Below are 15,288 nucleotides of genomic sequence, written 5' to 3' on the forward strand. Positions count from 1 at the left end.
CGCCTCATCGAGCGCAAAGAAAAATCCGCCGGCTGCGAACGCAGACCAGGCGGCAGAACTTCTACGTTCACCATCAATTCTACGGGCGGCCCGGCGCGGTCAGGTGCCCTGTTGCGCGTGAAATGACTCACACACGGTCCGGACCGCTGCGGGAGCCCGCGAAGCGACCCGAGTCGGGTGTCGCCTCAGCGGCGTCCTCGAGGATCATGTCGACGGCTTTTTCCGCGATCATGATGGTGGGCGCCTGGGTGTTGGCACTGATCAGGCGGGGCATGATCGAGGAGTCAACCACCCGCAATCCCTCCAGCCCGTAGACCTTCAGCCGCGGCGAGACGACGGAATCATCGGTGGTTCCCATGGCGCAGGTGCCGACCGGGTGGTAGGAGGTCCGTCCGTAGGAGCGCACGAAATTCACGTATTCGTCGCGGGTTTTCACCCGTGAGCCGTCGCCGATGTGCTCCGCCTTGGTGAACGCTGCCATCGACGACTGTCCCATGATCTGGCGGCTCTGCTGAACGCCGGCGATTGTCATCTCGAGATCGTAGTCGTCCGCGAGGAAATTCGGATCGATGAGCGGCGACCTGGTCGGATCGGAGGACGCCGGTCGAACTGTTCCCCGGCTGCGGGGCCGCAGGAAGTACGAGTTCAATGTCGCCCCGTATCCCGGCCGCAGGGACGTCATTGCTGCCTCCCCCCGGGCTGCGGGCAGGAAGTGGAACTGCAGGTCCGGGGTCGGCTCGTCCGTGTTTGCGTAGCTGAAGCCACCGGCCTCGACCAGGTTCGACGCGAACGGTCCCGAGCGGAAAGCGAGGTACTCGAGGCCGGCAAGGGCCGTGGCCGGGCGGACGCGGTTGAACCGGTCAAGGCTGTGGCCAGCGGTGAGTTCGTAAATGATGTCGAGGTCGCAGTGATCTTGCAGGTTCTTACCGACACCGGGCAGTGCGTGGACGGTGTCGATGCCGGCGGCGGCAAGGTCTGCCGGGTCACCAATGCCTGAAAGCTGCAGCAACTTCGGCGATCCGAAAGCGCCGCTGGCGATGAGCACCTCACGCCGTGCGCTATAGTGTCGCGCCATTCCACCTTCGATCGCCTGGATGCCGACGGCGCGGCCGTTCTTGATGACGACCTTGGAGACGGTCACGTTGACGCGGACTGTGAGGTTGCGCCGCTTGCGTGCGGGTTTCAGATAGGCGACGGCCGCGCTGCACCGGCGGCCGTTTTTCGTGGTGGTCTGGTAGAAGCCGACGCCGAGCTGCTCGGCACCGTTGAAGTCGCTATTGTAGGGCAGCCCGAACTCCTGACCGGCCCGCACGAAGGCTGCCGAGAGCTTGTGCGGACGCTTGGGGTCCGAGACTCCGAGCGGTCCTTGGGATCCGTGGAGCGGTCCTGAGAGTCTGCTGTTTGACTCCGAGCGGACGAAGTACTTCAACACCTCGGCGGCGGACCAGCCCTCGCATCCGTAGTCCGCGACCCAACCGTCATAGTCCTCGGCCACGCCCCGGGTGAAGACCTGGGAGTTGATGGATCCTCCGCCGCCTAGTACGCGGCCTTGAGGGAGCGGGATGCTACGGCCGTTGCTGTGTTTTTGCGGAACGCTGTTGTACGCCCATTGATACGGGCCTCCCTTAAGTCTCGGGAAGCCTGCGGGCATGTGGATGAAGGGATGGCGGTCGGATCGGCCCGCCTCGAGCAGGAGCACGCTCACCGAGGGGTCTTCGCTTAGCCTGCCGGCTAGGACGCTGCCGCCCGTGCCGCCCCCGGCGATCACATAGTCGTATGCTGCATCACCCGGCACGTTGGCTCCTCAACCATCATCAAGGCACCGATTTGAAGCGTTCATTGAAGTGTCGGGTCTCGCTGAAGTGATGTCAAGCATTCGTTTTAGCCTGGAAGCGGCATTTTGGGTGGATGGGTTGACCGATACGCCGGGTTCTGTGTTCCCGCGCTGTTACCGGCGCGGGAGTAGCGGCCATCCATCTACGGACGCCGTTGCCGACGCCCTCCAGCGGCCTACCCGAACACTCGGGCGAGCAGCCCTCAAACGTGTCCTGTCTGGCCTTGCTCCGGGTGGGGTTTACCTAGCCTTCCCGGTCACCCGGGAAGCTGGTGGTCTCTTACACCACCGTTTCACCCTTACCTGCCCTGCGGCCTGTGCAAGCACACGCCGCACGCAGGCGGTCTGTTCTCTGTGGCACTGGCCTGCGGGTTACCCCGAGTGGGCGTTACCCACCACCCTGCTCTGCGGAGCCCGGACGTTCCTCGAGCCACTTGCGTGACGCGCGGCCGCCTGGTCAACCCATCCGCTGTTCATTCTACGTTCTCCCGGCCGGCGCAGCCGCACCGCGGCCTTTCGGGGCGGCCGGTGGGAGAATTAAAGCAAGATTCCTGCTAGTCAAGGAAGAGATCCCAATGAACTGGATCGCCATCATCATCTGGCTGCTCGCGATCGTCCTGGTGGCTATTCTCGCCAAGATGTCGATCAAGATTGTGCGCCAATACGAACAAGGCGTCCTGTTCCGGCTGGGCCGGGTGGTCGCGGTCCGGATGCCCGGCCTGCGGTTCATCATCCCGGTGGTGGACCGGCTTCAGCTGGTGAGCCTGCGGATCGTGACAATGCCGATCCAGTCGCAAGGCATCATCACCCAGGACAACGTCAGCGTCGATATCTCGGCAGTGGCGTACTACCGGGTGATCGACACAGTGAAGTCCGTCGTGGCGATCGAAGACGTTGCGGCGGCCATCAACCAGATCGCCCAGACCACCCTGCGGAAGGTGGTCGGCCGCCACAGCCTGGACCAGACGCTGTCGGAGACCGAGCGAATCAACAGCGACATCTGGGAAATCTTGGACCCCCTGACCCTGGAATGGGGTGTCGAAGTGACGCTCGTCGAACTCAAGGACATCCAGCTCCCCGAAAGCATGAAGCGGGCGATGGCCCGACAGGCGGAGGCCGAGCGGGAGAAGCGGGCCAAAATCATCGCGGCCGAAGGAGAGGCGATCGCCGCCGTGGCGCTGGGCGCGGCATCTGACACGATGATGGCCCACCCCGTCGCCCTGCAGTTGCGGAATCTTCAGTCCCTCGTAGAGATCGGGGTGGACAAGAACTCAACCGTCGTCTTCCCTGCTCCCCTGATGAGCACCATCGCCGAACTGGCCGCCTTCCTGGCACGCGAAAACCATGTGGCCACGACAGCGATGACCGCGCCGACAACGACGCCGGCGCCACCGATCAAGGCCGCGTAGCGTCTGGGCCACTGCGCCTATTATCGAGGGATGGACAAGTCTGCGCTGACCCGGCGCCGGCTGCTTGAGCTGGCAGGAATCGGCCTTGGCGTGTCCGCCCTCTCTGCCTGCACTGACGGCATAGCGCCTCCCGAGACGCCACCGCCCGTGCCAGCCGGCCCGACGGCGACAGCACCGACGGCTCCCGCCGCCCGGTTGAGCGTCCGGACCCGCTCAGGTTCATTCTTCTCGGCTTTCCGCCCCGGGATCGCCAGCCATTGGTCGCTGGCTGCACCCGAATTGCCGCCCGGCGGCAGGCCGCCCGAATTTCCCGTGGCCGTCTTTCTCCACGGACTGGGCGGCAGCCACACCGTCCTGCTGGAGGACTTGGCGGCCCATGAGGCCCTCCAACGGCACCTCGACGCCGGCGGCGCGCCCTTCGCGATCGCCGCGGTGGACGGCGGAAACACGTGGTGGCACCCCCGCGCCGACGGTACAGACACCCAGTCGATGCTGGTGAAGGAGTTTGTGCCGTTCCTGGGCAGTCAGGGCTACGACCTTGGCAGGATCGGCCTCTTCGGCATCTCCATGGGAGGCTTCGGTGCTCTCCTGCTGGCCTCGCAGGGCCGGCTGGCCGGAGTCCGCGCCGTCGCGGCCATGAGTCCGGCGGTCTGGGACCACTACGACCCACGGGAGGGATCCGCCTTCGACGGCCCGGCCGACTTCGCGGCCCACGACGTGTTCGCCCTCCGGCCCCGCCTCGCGGCGGTGCCCAAGCGGATCGACTGCGGCACCGCGGACGATCTTGCCGCGACGGTTCGTGCATACCGCGCAGGACTGCCCGGCGAGGTCGAGGGTGGTTTCCGGCCCGGCGGCCACGACAACAGCTACTGGCGCTCCGTCCTGCCCGCCGTGGTGTCATTCTTGGGCTACAACCTCGCCTGAACCCGCCGCCGCTGCCGGCCCCTCCGGCACTGCGGCACCCGCGGCATCCGCCGCCGGTAGGATCGTACGGTGCTAATTCTGCTGCCGCCCTCCGAGGGCAAGACTCCCGCCATGGGCGGGGACGCCGCCGACTGGAGCGACTTGAGCTTTCCCGCCCTCAACACCTCCCGGGCCAGGGTCCTGGACGCGCTCGGCACCGTCAGCGCCCACGAGGACGCATTGGCGCTGCTGGGCGTCGGCGCCTCGCTGAGTGCCGACGTCGAACGCAACACCCGCCTGCACGCGGAACCTGCCGCCCCGGCCCACCAGGTGTATTCCGGGGTGCTCTTTGACGCCCTCGGCTACGACTCCCTGACCCCAGCGCAGCGGAAGAAGGCCGACGCGTCGGTGCTGGTGGTGTCCGCCCTATGGGGTGCCATCCGCTTCGCCGACCGCGTACCCGCCTACCGGCTGTCGATGGGGATCTCGCTGCCCGACGTCGGACGGCTCGCCTCGTTCTGGAAGCCGCAACTGGGCGACGCCCTGGCGTCAGCCACAGCGGGTGAGCTGTTAGTGGACTGCCGGTCCAGCACCTACGCCGCGGCCTGGACTCCCCCGCCGGAACAAACGGTAGCCGTGAACGTGTTCACCGAGACCGCCGGCGTGCGCAAGGTGGTCAGCCACTTTGCCAAGCACACCCGGGGCGAGCTGGCACGGCATTTGCTCAGCCGCAGGGGCAATGCGCCCCAGACCCCGGCGCAGCTGCAGAAGGCGGCGGCGGAGAAGTGGGATGCGGAACTCGTTGAGGGCACGGCCCGGAAGCCGCACACCCTGAACATCATCCTGCCGGGCTAGGAACCGCTTAGGCCCACTCGGCCGAGCGGACCAGGATGCAGCCGGAGTCCGGGCAGAACACGATGTCGTCCTCGGCCGCGGCCTTGATCTCGGCCAGATCGCCGGGGCTGAGGTGCATGCCGGAGCCTTCCGAGGTGCCGTGGAAGAGCCGCGCAGCGCCGACGCCGCGCTTGGCCAGGGTCTTCTCGTAGACGGCGAGCATGCCGGCGTCGAGTCCGGCGGCGAACTCGGCACGCTGCCCGCGCACCACGGTGGCTTCGGCGGCGATCTCGGCCAGCTGCTCGTCCAGCTCGGCACGGATGGAGCCGAAGGAGCCCTGGATATCGTCCACGATCTGCTGCTGCGCGCCTTGGCGGGCGCGGAGCGAGTCGAGCCGTTCGAGGACTTCGAGCTCGACGTCTTCGAGATCCGAGCGGCGCTTGTTCAGGGAGACGAGGTCGCGCTGCAGGGCGACGAGGTCCTTGGACAGGCCCGTGCCGCTGTTGAGCCGCGCCTCGTCGCGTTCGATCCGGGAGGCAACCTGCTCGACGTCGGCCTCTGAGCGCTTGAGCTCAAGTTCGGCGTCGTGGACGGCCACCTTCGCGGCGCCGAGTTCACCGTTGGCCACGCTGAGGGCGGCCTCCAGGTCGGTGATCCGGGAGTCGCTTTCAAGGCTTCGTCGGCGGTTGGACAAGGACTTGAGCTTGGCATCGAGTCCCTGCAATTCGAGCAACTTCAACTGTTCCGCCGGTGCTGCCTTGGCCACTATTTACCTCCGCTAAATCCAATCCGGCCGAAGCCGGGCACCGTATCGGCACTCCATAGACTCTAGCGCCTAGCGTGCTCCCCGGCCTCGCTACGCTCACCCGGGGCCCCTCGCACGCCAGGCTTAGCCCGGAGTCAGAATGAAGTCCCACGGGTCGCTGTTGGTGGTACTGACCCGGATCTCGACGTCGTGGCCCTGGTCGGTGAGCACATTGCCCAGCGCTTCGGCGGCCGCGGGCAGCCACAGCCATTCGCTGGCGAAGTGGGACACGTCGATCAGGTACGGCCGGTCGTTCACCGCCGCCTCCCTGGCTTCCGAGGCCGGGTGGTGCCGCAGGTCCGCCGTCACGTAGACGTCCGCGTTGCTTGCCCGCACCTCGCCAAAGAGCGAATCACCGGCGCCACCGCAGACAGCCACCCGCCGGATCAGCCCGTCCCGGTCGCCCGACACCCGGACGCCGCCGGCCACCGAGGGCAGGATGCCGAACACGCGGGCGGCGAAATCACCCAGCGTCAGGACCTCTTCGAGGTCGCCGACGCGGCCGATGCCTTCCTCGGGGAGCCCGTTCGCGGCTGGGGTCAGCGGGGCCACGTTCTGCAGGCCCAGCGCGTCAGCCAGGACGTCGGAGACGCCCCCGACGGCGGAGTCACCGTTGGTGTGCACGGTCATCAGCGCGGTCCCGGACTCGATGAGGCGGTGCACGGCCTTTCCCTTGGCCGTGTTCGCGGCCACGGACGTCACGCCCTTGAGCAGCAGCGGATGGTGCGTGATGAGCAGCTCGGCACCGAAGTCGATGGCTTCCTCGATCACGTCGATCGTCGGGTCGACTGCGAACATGACCCTGCGCACCTCGGCGCCGGGGTGGCCCGCCACGAGGCCCACCTCGTCCCAGTCCTCGGCCAGCGATTCTGGCCAGAGTTCCTCCACCGCCAGCTGGATCATGCCCAGCGTCGCGGCGCCGGGGGCCTCCCCGGTGCCGGTGTCGCCGTCGACGGCGGCATCAGGGCCGCCGGATTCCGCTGAAACTTCGGTGTTCTCAGGTTCCATACCCCCATTTTTACCCTATCCGCGGGCTGCCCGGTCACTCGTAACACTCTCGTAAGGTGGCCGGGGAATCATCGGGGCCCTCGAACCATTGAACACATCATGAGAACTTTTGTCCTCGGCGGAGGCTGCTTTTGGTGCCTCGACGCCGTCTACCAGAAAACCAAGGGCGTCAGCTCGGTCGTCTCGGGCTACACCGGAGGCCATGACCGCAACCCCGACTACTACTCCGTGTGCTCCGGGACCACGGGCCATGCCGAGGTGGTGGCGGTGACGTTCGACGAGGACGTCATTCCCGCCGAGGTCATCCTGGACATGTTCTTCGTCCTCCACGACCCCACCACGCTGAACCGGCAGGGCTACGACGTCGGGACCCAGTACCGTTCCTCGATGTTTTACGAGACCACCGAGGAAAAGATCCTGTTCGAGGAGGCGATCGAACGGAACCAGGCCCTGTGGCGGCACCCGATTGTCACCGAGGTCAGCCGGCTGCCGAAGTTCCATGTGGCCGAGGAAATCCACCAGGACTTCTTCGCCAAGTACCCCGAGGAGGGCTACTGCCAGGTCATCATCAACCCGAAGCTGGCCAAGGCGAGGAAATATTACTCTGCATGGCTTAATGCTTAGCTAGGGCCTGTAGGCGCTCGTTAGGCTGACCTCAGTCAACCCTCTTCAAAGACAGGCATACATACATGGCACCGATCTATGACGATGTAACCCAGCTGGTGGGCGGAACTCCGCTGGTCCGGCTGAACCGGCTGACCGAAGGCCTTGACGCCACTGTGGCCGTCAAGCTGGAGTTCTACAACCCGGCCAACAGCGTCAAGGACCGGATCGGCGTCGCCATCATTGATGCTGCCGAGAAGTCCGGTGCCCTCAAGCCCGGCGGCACCATCGTCGAAGGCACGTCCGGCAACACCGGAATCGCCCTGGCCATGGTGGGCGCGGCCCGCGGCTACAGGGTCATCCTGACCATGCCGGAAACCATGTCCACCGAGCGCCGGGTCATGCTGCGCGCGTACGGCGCCGAGATCGTCCTGACCCCCGGCTCCGAGGGCATGCGCGGAGCCGTGGAGAAGGCCCAGGAGATCGTGGCCAACACGGAGAACTCCATCTGGGCCCAGCAGTTCGCCAACGAGGCCAACCCGGAGGTCCACCGCCGCACCACGGCCGAGGAAATCTGGGTTGACACCGACGGCAAGGTGGACATCTTCGTTGCCGGCGTCGGCACCGGCGGCACCGTCACCGGCGTCGGACAGGTACTCAAAGAGCGCAAGCCCGACGTGCAGATCATCGCCGTCGAGCCGAAGGACTCCGCCATCCTCAACGGCGGCGCCCCGGGCCCGCACAAGATCCAGGGCCTCGGCGCGAACTTCGTCCCCGAAATTCTGGACACCAACGTCTACGACGAGGTCATCGACGCCACGCTGGAAGATTCCGTCCGCGTCGCACGCGATCTCGGCATCAAGGAAGGCATCCTGGGCGGCATCTCCTCCGGCGCCATCGTCTGGGCGGCCCTCGAGGTCGCCAAACGCCCGGAGAACGCCGGTAAACTCATTGTTGCCGTGGTTTGCGACTTTGGTGAGCGCTACATCTCCACCGTGCTGTACGACGACATCCGCGGCTAAGTCCCCGCCGCTGTCCCCCGATTCCCCAGAAAGGTCTTTGTGAGCTTCTTCGCAAGACTGAAGGAAGACCTCGACGCCGCCCGGTCCCACGACCCGGCGGCTCGAGGCTCTTTTGAGAACTTCTTCGCCTATTCCGGCCTGCACGCCATCTGGTTCCACCGCCTGACGCACCGGCTGTGGCAAAACCCGGCCCTGCGGTTCCCGGCGCGGCTGATCTCCCAGCTCGCCCGGTTCCTCACCGGCATCGAGATCCACCCCGGCGCGACCATCGGCCGGCGCTTCTTCATCGACCACGGCATGGGCGTGGTCATCGGCGAGACCGCCGAGATCGGCGAGGACGTCATGATCTACCACGGCGTGACCCTCGGCGGCCGCTCGCTCGCCAAGGTCAAACGCCACCCCACCATCGAGGACCGCGTGGTGATCGGCGCCGGAGCCAAGGTCCTTGGCCCCATCACCATCGGCCGGGACAGCGCCATCGGGGCCAACGCCGTGGTGGTCAAGGACGCCCCGGCCGAATCGATCGTCACCGGCGTGCCGGCCACCTGGCGGCACCGCGACGCGCGGCGCGAGACCAAGCCCGCCGTCGACCCGGCCGAATACCTGATCGATTACCACATCTAGAGCGTCTACCCGGGAAACCGCTTGTAGATGTTCCAGAGGACGGCGTCGAACACCCGGTCCGGCAGCAGGTGGCGCAGCAGCAGGATCCCCCGGGCGCTGGCACCCACCGGGTACCGCGTCTTGGGCCGCCGAGCCGTCGCCGCGTGCAGGATGGCCTCGGCCGCGAGCTCCGGCCGCGCCGAGGTTGCAGCGTTGTCGGTAGTGGCCAGCGCGGCCGCCACCACCTTGGCCTGGGCCCCGTAGGGCCCACTCCCGGAGCTGGCCAGCAGCCCCTGCGCCGCAATGGCGCCCCACTCGGATTGCGTCCCGGCAGGCTCGATGATGGCCACATCAATGCCGTGCGGCTTGAGCTCGAGCCGCAGCGAATCGCTCAGGCCCTCAACAGCAAACTTCGTCGCGTGATACCAGGCACCCAGCGGCTCGTACATTTTGCCGCCGATCGATGAGATGTTGATGATCCTGCCTGACCCCGCGGCCCGCATAGCGGGGATCACGAGCTGCGTCATGCGCGCCAGGCCGAAGACGTTCACGTCGAACTGCCGCCGCCCCTCAGCCAGCTCCACCTCCTCGAGCGAACCGTACGTCCCGTAGCCGGCGTTGTTGACCAGGACGTCGATCCGGCCGTGCGCGGCCAGCACTTCCCCGACGGCGGCGCTCATCGAGTCCTCATCGGTCACGTCCAGGGCCATCACCTTGACGCCGGAGGCCGTCAGGGGCTCCATTTTCTCCACCCGGCGGGCGCCGGCATAGACGGTGAAGCCGGCCGCGGCCAGCTTCTGCGCGGTGGCAAAGCCGATTCCGGTGGACGCACCAGTGACAAACGCTACGGGCTGGAGCATGAGCAGAACTCCTTGGGTGCTGAACTCCTGGGGCAGGAGCGGCCGGAAACACGGACGGCCGGCGCCCCCCCAGCGTATCTGGAAAGAGCCGGCCGTCCGTGGTGCGGCTAGTGGGTGTCGACTGCCTCGATCTCGGACTTGTCCTCGCCCCAGAGGGTGTGGAACGTGCCCTCGGCATCGACGCGGCCGTAGGTGTGCGCACCGAAGAGGTCGCGCTGGCCCTGGATGACAGCGGCCGGCAGGCGCTTGCGGCGCAGGCCGTCGTAGTAGGCCAGCGAGGAGGAGAACACCGGCACGGGGATGCCGAGCTGCACGGCCGTGGACACTACCCGGCGCCATGCCGGGAGGACGTCTGCGATCGCCTTGGTGAACGCCGGGGCGAAGAGCAGGTTGGCCGGCTTCTCCGCAGCGGCGTACGCCTTGGTGATCTCCTTGAGCAGTTCGGCGCGGATGATGCAGCCACCGCGCCACAGCGAGGCGATTTCATCCAGCTTCAGGTCCCAGCCGTATTCCTTGGCCGCGGAGGTGAGCATGTCCAGTCCCTGGGCGTAGGAAACCAGCTTCGAGGCGTAGAGCGCCTGGCGGACGTCGTCGACAAAGCTCTCGGGGACCTCGACGGCGGCCTCGCCGCCGGCGAGCAGTTCCTGGGCCAGCACGCGCTGCTCCGCCTGCGAGGACAGGGCCCGGGCGAAGACGGACTCAGCGATACCGGACGTCGGGGAGCCGAGCTCGAGCGCGGAGATGACGGTCCAGCGGCCGGTGCCCTTCTGGCCGGCAGCATCCACCACTACGTCGACGAACGGCTTGCCGGTCTTCGCATCGACGTGGCCGAGGACCTCGGCGGAGATTTCGATCAGGAACGAGGCGAGGTCGCCCTTGTTCCACTCTTCGAAGATCTTGGCTTGCTCGGCCGGTTCGATTCCGGCGCCGGAGCGCAGGAGGTCGAAGGCCTCGCCGATGACCTGCATGTCGGCGTATTCGATGCCGTTGTGGACCATCTTGACGAAGTGGCCGGCGCCGTCGGTGCCGATCCAAGCGCAGCAAGGCTGGCCGTCGACGTGGGCGGCGATCTTTTCCAGCAGCGGTCCGAGGGCGTCGTAGGACTCCTTGGACCCGCCGGGCATGATCGAGGGGCCGTTGAGGGCGCCTTCCTCGCCACCGGAGACGCCGATGCCGACGAAGTGCAGGTCCTTCTTGGCGAGCGCGGCCTCGCGGCGTCGGGTGTCCTCGTAGTGCGAGTTGCCGGCGTCGATGATGATGTCGCCCGCCTCCAGAAGCGGCTCGAGCTGCTCGATCACGGAATCCACCGGCTTGCCGGCCTTGACCATGATCAGCACGCGGCGCGGCTTCTCCAGCGAATCAACGAGTTCCTGGAGGGTCTCCGTGCGGACGAAGTCGCCCTCATCGCCGTACTTGGCGAGCAGCGTGTCTGTCTTTTCCACCGACCGGTTGTGCAGGGCAACGGTGAAGCCGTTCCGGGCCAGGTTGCGTGCGAGGTTGGCCCCCATCACTGCGAGGCCGGTAACACCGATGTGTGCTGACATCAAAACTCCAATTCATTTCTGTACACCATGATTTCTGTAGACCATGTGTGTACGGCGATTCATGTGCGACGTTAGTCGAGGACTCGGGCAGGTGCGCCGCAGAGGGCGGAACCCGCCCTTGGGATTTTGTTGCTGTCCATAAACCATATGTATTTCCGCGGGCTGCGGGAAAGCACCGCCCACGTAGCGGAATACTGCGCGTCATAAACAGTCTAAGATCACCGGCGCCCGCCCCGCCGGTCGGCCCGGATCATGCCCGCAGCATTATGCTTACGACTATGTCAACCAGCCTCCATCATCGTGCCATTGAGCACCTCGGGACCCGGATCGTGGCCGGCGAGCTGCCGGCCGGGCACGTCATGCTGGCCGAGCACCTTGAGGACGAACTCAAGGTCTCCCGCTCGGTGGTCCGCGAGGCCGTCCGGGTCCTCCAGTCCCTCGGCCTGGTTGAGACCATCAAGCGCGTCGGCATCCGGGTGCTGCCCTCCAGCCGGTGGAACCCCTTCGATCCCCTTGTGATCCGCTGGCGCCTGGCCGGCGAGGGCCGCGGCGCCCAACTGCGCTCCCTGGCCGAGCTCCGCACCGCCGTCGAGCCGGTGGCCGCCGAACTGGCAGCGGCCAACGCCCCCCAGGAGCTCCGTCGGGAGCTCGTGGAGATCTCGCACGCCATGCGCGACGCCGGGCAGGCCGGGGACGTGCCCCGGTTCCTCGAGTTGGACATCCTGTTCCATTCCCTCTTGCTGACCGGCTCCGGCAACGAGATGTTCGCCAACATGGTGGGCCAGGTGACCGAGACCCTGACCGGCCGCACCATCCACGGCCTGATGCCGGACCACCCGCGGGAGACCGCGCTGCAGTGGCACGTGGAGGTCGCCGAAGCCATCGCCGGTGGGGATGCCACCGCCGCGCGCGAGGCCTCGAACCGGATCATGCGGGAGACGATCTCGGAGATGGAGCCGAGCTGGAAGAACCAGCCGCGGGTGTTTGTCCCGGTCGAGCGGCACTAGCGCACCGCTGGCGACGACGGAGGCGCGCCTCACGCCGGGGCCGGCCGGAAGTCCAGCAGGACCTTCCCGGAAACAGCCGCGTTCCTGGCGACGTCGAACGCTTCCAGTCCGCGGTCCAGCGTAAAGGCGTGGGTGACCACGGGATCCACCAGCAGCGATCCATCGGCGAGTGCACCGAGGACCTCGTCGATTTCGTCGTTGAAGCGGAACGAGCCCACCAGCTCCAGCTCTCGCGTGATGGCCAGGGAGATCAGCACGGGCTGCGGACCGGAGGGCAGCAGCCCCACCATGACCACCCTGCCACCGCGGACCGCGCCCTTGATCGCCGAGGCCAGGCCCTGGTGGCTGCCTGAGGACTCGATGACGACGTCCGCCTCCACCGCCGCGATCGCCTCGGCGTCGTCCCCCATGAGGACGGCGTGGGCTCCCATGGCACGGGCTATTTCCAGCGGCCGCTCATGCATGTCCACGGCCACGATCCGCCGCGCGCCGGCGCGTTTGAGGACGGCCACCGCCAGGGCCCCGATGGGGCCGCTGCCGATCACGAGCACCGTCTTTCCCGCCACATCCCCGGCGCGCGACACGGCGTGCCAGGCAACGCTGGCCGGCTCCGCCAGGGCCGCAGTCCGCAGTTCCAGCCCCGCCGGCAGCGGCCGGAGCATCCGGGCAGGCAACGTGGCATAGCGGCTGAAAGCCCCGTCCGTGTGGGGAAAGCGAGCGGCGCTGCCGAGATAGGTGCAGCCCGGTGAAAGGTTGGGGCGGTCCTCCGGGTACCGGGCGACGCCCGGACCCGGTGTGGCGGGATGCACCGCGACGGCCGTCCCGGGCGCTGGCCCCGAGCCGTCCGCGGCGGCCCGGATCACGGTTCCCACGATCTCGTGGCCCAGTACCATGGGCGCCTTTAGGACGGACTCGCCTGCGGCACCGTGCATCCAGTAGTGCAGGTCGGAGCCGCAGATGCCGCCGAAGGCCACTTCGATCACGGCTTCATCGGACGCCGGTGCGGGCACGGGAATGTCCTCAATCCGGAGATCGCCCGCCGCGTGGGCCACCACCGCCGCGGCCGTGGCCGGGAGTGCTGCTGCAGCGCCCATCAGACCACCACCGTCATTCCGCCGTCGATGAAGATAGTCTGGCCGTTGACGAAGTCCGAGCCGCTGGAGGCCAGCCAGACTGCCGGGCCGGCCAGGTCCTGCACCGTGCCCCACCGGTGCGCCGGGGTCCGGCCCAGGATCCAGGAATTGAATGCCTCATCATCCACGAGGTTCTGCGTCATTTCGGTGTGGATGTAGCCCGGCGCGATGCCGTTGATCTGCAGGCCGGCACCGGCCCATTCCGCGGTCATGGCGCGGGTCAGGTTCCGGAGGCCGCCCTTGGCCGCAACATAGGGGGCGATGGTCGGCCGGGCGAGGTCGGTCTGGACCGAGCAGATGTTGATGATCTTGCCCCGGCCGCGCGGGATCATGTGCCGCGCCGCCGCCCGCCCCACCAGGAACGCGCTGGTCAGGTCCGTGGAGATCACGCGGTCCCAGTCGGCGACGTCAAGGTCCAGCATCGGCACCCGGTGCTGGATGCCGGCGTTGTTCACCAGGATCTCCAGCGGCCCCACGTTCTCTTCCACCCAGGCGACGCCCCGCGCGGCCTCGGCATCGCTGGTGACGTCGAAGGCGCAGCTGTGCACCCGGCCCGGCGGGTAGTCCGCGGCCATGGCGGTTTCGGCGGCCTTGAGCCGCTCGGCGTTGATGCCGTTGAGCACCACCGAGGCGCCGGCATCGGCCAGGGCCCGGGCCAGGGCGTTGCCGATCCCGCGGCTGGAGCCGGTGACCAGTGCGGTCCGGCCTGTCAGGTCAAAAAGTCCGTTCATGGTTCGCTGATCCTCATTTGGTCTTTGCTGCTGGATTGTCACGTGTGTTGACTGATGTGCTTTCGCTGGGGCTGTCGCTGAAGTTGGCGATGGTTTGCCGCACGACGGCGAGGTCCCGGTCCCCCAGCCCCTGGCGCAACAGCGCCGCGTAGAGTTCGACGCCGGCGGCGGCCATCGGTACCGCGGCACCGGCTGCCGCGGCGCTTTCGAGCACGAAGGACAGGTCCTTGTGCATGAACTTGGCGGGGCCGGTGGGCTCGTAGTCCTTCGCGGCGAGCCGTGGCCCCACGGTGTCGAGGACCCGGCTGCCGGCCAGTCCGCCCGCGAGCACGTCGTAGAGGGCGGGGACATCCATGCCGGAGCGTTCGGCGAGCTCCGCTGCCTCGGCGAGCGCCGCCGTCGTGGTTCCCACGATCAGCTGGTTGCACGCCTTGGCGAGCGACCCCGCGCCCAGTGGTCCGAGCCGCCGCACGGTGCTGCCCATCGCTCTGAAGAGCGGCTGCAGCCGGCGGAAGTCTTCTTCGCTGGCGCCTGCCATGATGGCGAGGGTTCCGTCCACCGCGCCTTTCGTGCCGCCGCTGACGGGCGCATCGACGACGACGGCGTTGCCTCCGCTCGCCTCTACGACCCGTGCCCCGAATTCCTGCACCGCGGACGGCGAGACGCTGCTCATGACCACCACGGCCGTTCCGGGTGCGGGCGGCCTGGCGGTCCAGCCGGCCAGGAGCGCGCCGCTCGCTGCTTCAATGTCGGACAGATCCGGGAGCATGAAGACAATGACCGGCTGGTCGCGGAGCGCCTGGACCGCGGCCACCCTGGATCCGCCCAGGGCCTCGAAGGCATCCAGTGCCGCCGGCGACCGGTTCCATGCACTGACAGCCCACCCTGCCGCGAGGAGGTTGGCGGCCATCGGCGCGCCCATCAGTCCGAGGCCGACAAATCCGGCCTCCTTGCGGTCCATCGCCATGCTGCCTCACTCCGTCGTGGATAAG

15 protein-coding genes and 1 other RNA gene are annotated in these 15,288 nt (G+C 67.3%); 7 read left to right on the plus strand and 9 right to left on the minus strand.

Features of this window, described 5'->3' with window-relative positions; genetic code table 11:
- Positions 1-127: 127 nt before the first annotated feature.
- Together BLS42_RS07195 and rnpB are read right to left on the minus strand one after the other, a co-directional pair.
- Positions 128-1,795: a GMC family oxidoreductase gene (locus tag BLS42_RS07195; protein ID WP_090578603.1), complete on the minus strand. Its 1,668-nt coding sequence runs from the start codon at positions 1,793-1,795 to the stop codon at positions 128-130.
- A gap of 110 nt (positions 1,796-1,905) precedes the next feature.
- An RNA gene (gene rnpB / locus BLS42_RS07200) (RNase P RNA component class A) lies at positions 1,906-2,299 on the minus strand.
- A 110-nt stretch (positions 2,300-2,409) separates the two neighbouring features.
- Here rnpB and BLS42_RS07205 point away from each other — a divergent pair.
- The 3 genes from BLS42_RS07205 to BLS42_RS07215 all read left to right on the plus strand — a co-directional run bounded on the left by BLS42_RS07205 (position 2,410) and on the right by BLS42_RS07215 (position 5,001).
- Positions 2,410-3,243, plus strand: coding sequence for an SPFH domain-containing protein (locus tag BLS42_RS07205; RefSeq protein ID WP_090578606.1), 834 nt, complete (start codon positions 2,410-2,412; stop codon positions 3,241-3,243).
- A gap of 30 nt (positions 3,244-3,273) precedes the next feature.
- Positions 3,274-4,167 carry an alpha/beta hydrolase gene (locus BLS42_RS07210; RefSeq protein WP_090578609.1) on the plus strand — a complete coding sequence of 298 codons (894 nt, stop codon included), beginning with the start codon at positions 3,274-3,276 and terminating at the stop codon, positions 4,165-4,167.
- Positions 4,168-4,236: 69 nt separating this feature from the next.
- Positions 4,237-5,001, plus strand: coding sequence for a YaaA family protein (locus BLS42_RS07215; RefSeq protein WP_090578611.1), 765 nt, complete (start codon positions 4,237-4,239; stop codon positions 4,999-5,001).
- A 7-nt stretch (positions 5,002-5,008) separates the two neighbouring features.
- Here BLS42_RS07215 and BLS42_RS07220 read toward each other — a convergent pair whose 3' ends face one another.
- Both BLS42_RS07220 and BLS42_RS07225 read right to left on the minus strand, forming a co-directional pair.
- On the minus strand, positions 5,009-5,746 hold the full coding sequence (locus tag BLS42_RS07220; RefSeq protein ID WP_090578614.1) for a zinc ribbon domain-containing protein: 738 nt from the start codon (positions 5,744-5,746) through the stop codon (positions 5,009-5,011).
- A gap of 123 nt (positions 5,747-5,869) precedes the next feature.
- The gene (locus BLS42_RS07225) at positions 5,870-6,793 is read right to left on the minus strand and encodes a Nif3-like dinuclear metal center hexameric protein (protein ID WP_090578617.1); all 924 of its coding nucleotides are present in this window, start codon (positions 6,791-6,793) and stop codon (positions 5,870-5,872) included.
- Between the two features lie 99 nt (positions 6,794-6,892).
- On the opposite strand from BLS42_RS07225, the gene msrA reads away from it, so the two are divergent.
- The 3 genes from msrA to epsC all read left to right on the plus strand — a co-directional run bounded on the left by msrA (position 6,893) and on the right by epsC (position 9,042).
- A complete protein-coding gene (msrA, locus tag BLS42_RS07230) occupies positions 6,893-7,417 on the plus strand; it encodes a peptide-methionine (S)-S-oxide reductase MsrA (RefSeq protein WP_090578620.1) in 525 nt (174 codons plus the stop codon).
- A gap of 65 nt (positions 7,418-7,482) precedes the next feature.
- Positions 7,483-8,418 carry a cysteine synthase A gene (gene cysK, locus BLS42_RS07235; protein WP_090578623.1) on the plus strand — a complete coding sequence of 312 codons (936 nt, stop codon included), beginning with the start codon at positions 7,483-7,485 and terminating at the stop codon, positions 8,416-8,418.
- Positions 8,419-8,457: 39 nt separating this feature from the next.
- Positions 8,458-9,042 carry a serine O-acetyltransferase EpsC gene (gene epsC / locus BLS42_RS07240; RefSeq protein WP_090578626.1) on the plus strand — a complete coding sequence of 195 codons (585 nt, stop codon included), beginning with the start codon at positions 8,458-8,460 and terminating at the stop codon, positions 9,040-9,042.
- A 5-nt stretch (positions 9,043-9,047) separates the two neighbouring features.
- Here epsC and BLS42_RS07245 read toward each other — a convergent pair whose 3' ends face one another.
- Both BLS42_RS07245 and gndA read right to left on the minus strand, forming a co-directional pair.
- Positions 9,048-9,881 (minus strand): oxidoreductase, encoded by an 834-nt coding sequence (locus BLS42_RS07245; protein WP_090578629.1) that lies wholly within the window; start codon positions 9,879-9,881, stop codon positions 9,048-9,050.
- 107 nt (positions 9,882-9,988) lie between these two features.
- On the minus strand, positions 9,989-11,425 hold the full coding sequence (gndA, locus tag BLS42_RS07250) for an NADP-dependent phosphogluconate dehydrogenase (RefSeq protein WP_090578632.1): 1,437 nt from the start codon (positions 11,423-11,425) through the stop codon (positions 9,989-9,991).
- Between the two features lie 278 nt (positions 11,426-11,703).
- On the opposite strand from gndA, the gene BLS42_RS07255 reads away from it, so the two are divergent.
- On the plus strand, positions 11,704-12,432 hold the full coding sequence (locus BLS42_RS07255; RefSeq protein WP_090578635.1) for a FadR/GntR family transcriptional regulator: 729 nt from the start codon (positions 11,704-11,706) through the stop codon (positions 12,430-12,432).
- Between the two features lie 29 nt (positions 12,433-12,461).
- Here the strand turns inward: BLS42_RS07255 and BLS42_RS07260 are convergent, their stop codons facing one another.
- From BLS42_RS07260 to BLS42_RS07270, 3 genes are read right to left on the minus strand one after another with little or no spacing between them, the layout of a single operon-like run.
- A complete protein-coding gene (locus BLS42_RS07260) occupies positions 12,462-13,526 on the minus strand; it encodes an L-idonate 5-dehydrogenase (RefSeq protein WP_090578638.1) in 1,065 nt (354 codons plus the stop codon).
- Positions 13,526-14,296: an SDR family oxidoreductase gene (locus tag BLS42_RS07265; protein WP_090578641.1), complete on the minus strand. Its 771-nt coding sequence runs from the start codon at positions 14,294-14,296 to the stop codon at positions 13,526-13,528. Before BLS42_RS07265 ends, BLS42_RS07260 begins: the two co-directional genes overlap by 1 nt.
- Before the next feature lie 13 nt (positions 14,297-14,309).
- Complete coding sequence (locus BLS42_RS07270) at positions 14,310-15,257, minus strand: NAD(P)-dependent oxidoreductase (protein ID WP_090578809.1); 948 nt, start codon at positions 15,255-15,257, stop codon at positions 14,310-14,312.
- Positions 15,258-15,288 lie beyond the last annotated feature (31 nt).

Source organism: Arthrobacter sp. ov407, from assembly GCF_900102895.1.
Taxonomy (GTDB): Bacteria; Actinomycetota; Actinomycetes; order Actinomycetales; family Micrococcaceae; genus Arthrobacter.

Excerpts from the sequence above, each read along its gene's own strand:
- BLS42_RS07205 (WP_090578606.1), top strand. The coding sequence starts at position 2,410 with ATGAACTGGATCGCCATCATCATCTGGCTGCTCGCGATCGTCCTGGTG.
- BLS42_RS07210 (WP_090578609.1), top strand. The coding sequence starts at position 3,274 with ATGGACAAGTCTGCGCTGACCCGGCGCCGGCTGCTTGAGCTGGCAGGA.
- BLS42_RS07225 (WP_090578617.1), bottom strand. The coding sequence starts at position 6,793 with ATGGAACCTGAGAACACCGAAGTTTCAGCGGAATCCGGCGGCCCTGAT.
- msrA (WP_090578620.1), top strand. The coding sequence starts at position 6,893 with ATGAGAACTTTTGTCCTCGGCGGAGGCTGCTTTTGGTGCCTCGACGCC.
- cysK (WP_090578623.1), top strand. The coding sequence starts at position 7,483 with ATGGCACCGATCTATGACGATGTAACCCAGCTGGTGGGCGGAACTCCG.
- BLS42_RS07245 (WP_090578629.1), bottom strand. The coding sequence starts at position 9,881 with ATGCTCCAGCCCGTAGCGTTTGTCACTGGTGCGTCCACCGGAATCGGC.
- gndA (WP_090578632.1), bottom strand. The coding sequence starts at position 11,425 with ATGTCAGCACACATCGGTGTTACCGGCCTCGCAGTGATGGGGGCCAAC.
- BLS42_RS07255 (WP_090578635.1), top strand. The coding sequence starts at position 11,704 with ATGTCAACCAGCCTCCATCATCGTGCCATTGAGCACCTCGGGACCCGG.
- BLS42_RS07260 (WP_090578638.1), bottom strand. The coding sequence starts at position 13,526 with ATGGGCGCTGCAGCAGCACTCCCGGCCACGGCCGCGGCGGTGGTGGCC.
- BLS42_RS07265 (WP_090578641.1), bottom strand. The coding sequence starts at position 14,296 with ATGAACGGACTTTTTGACCTGACAGGCCGGACCGCACTGGTCACCGGC.
- BLS42_RS07270 (WP_090578809.1), bottom strand. The coding sequence starts at position 15,257 with ATGGACCGCAAGGAGGCCGGATTTGTCGGCCTCGGACTGATGGGCGCG.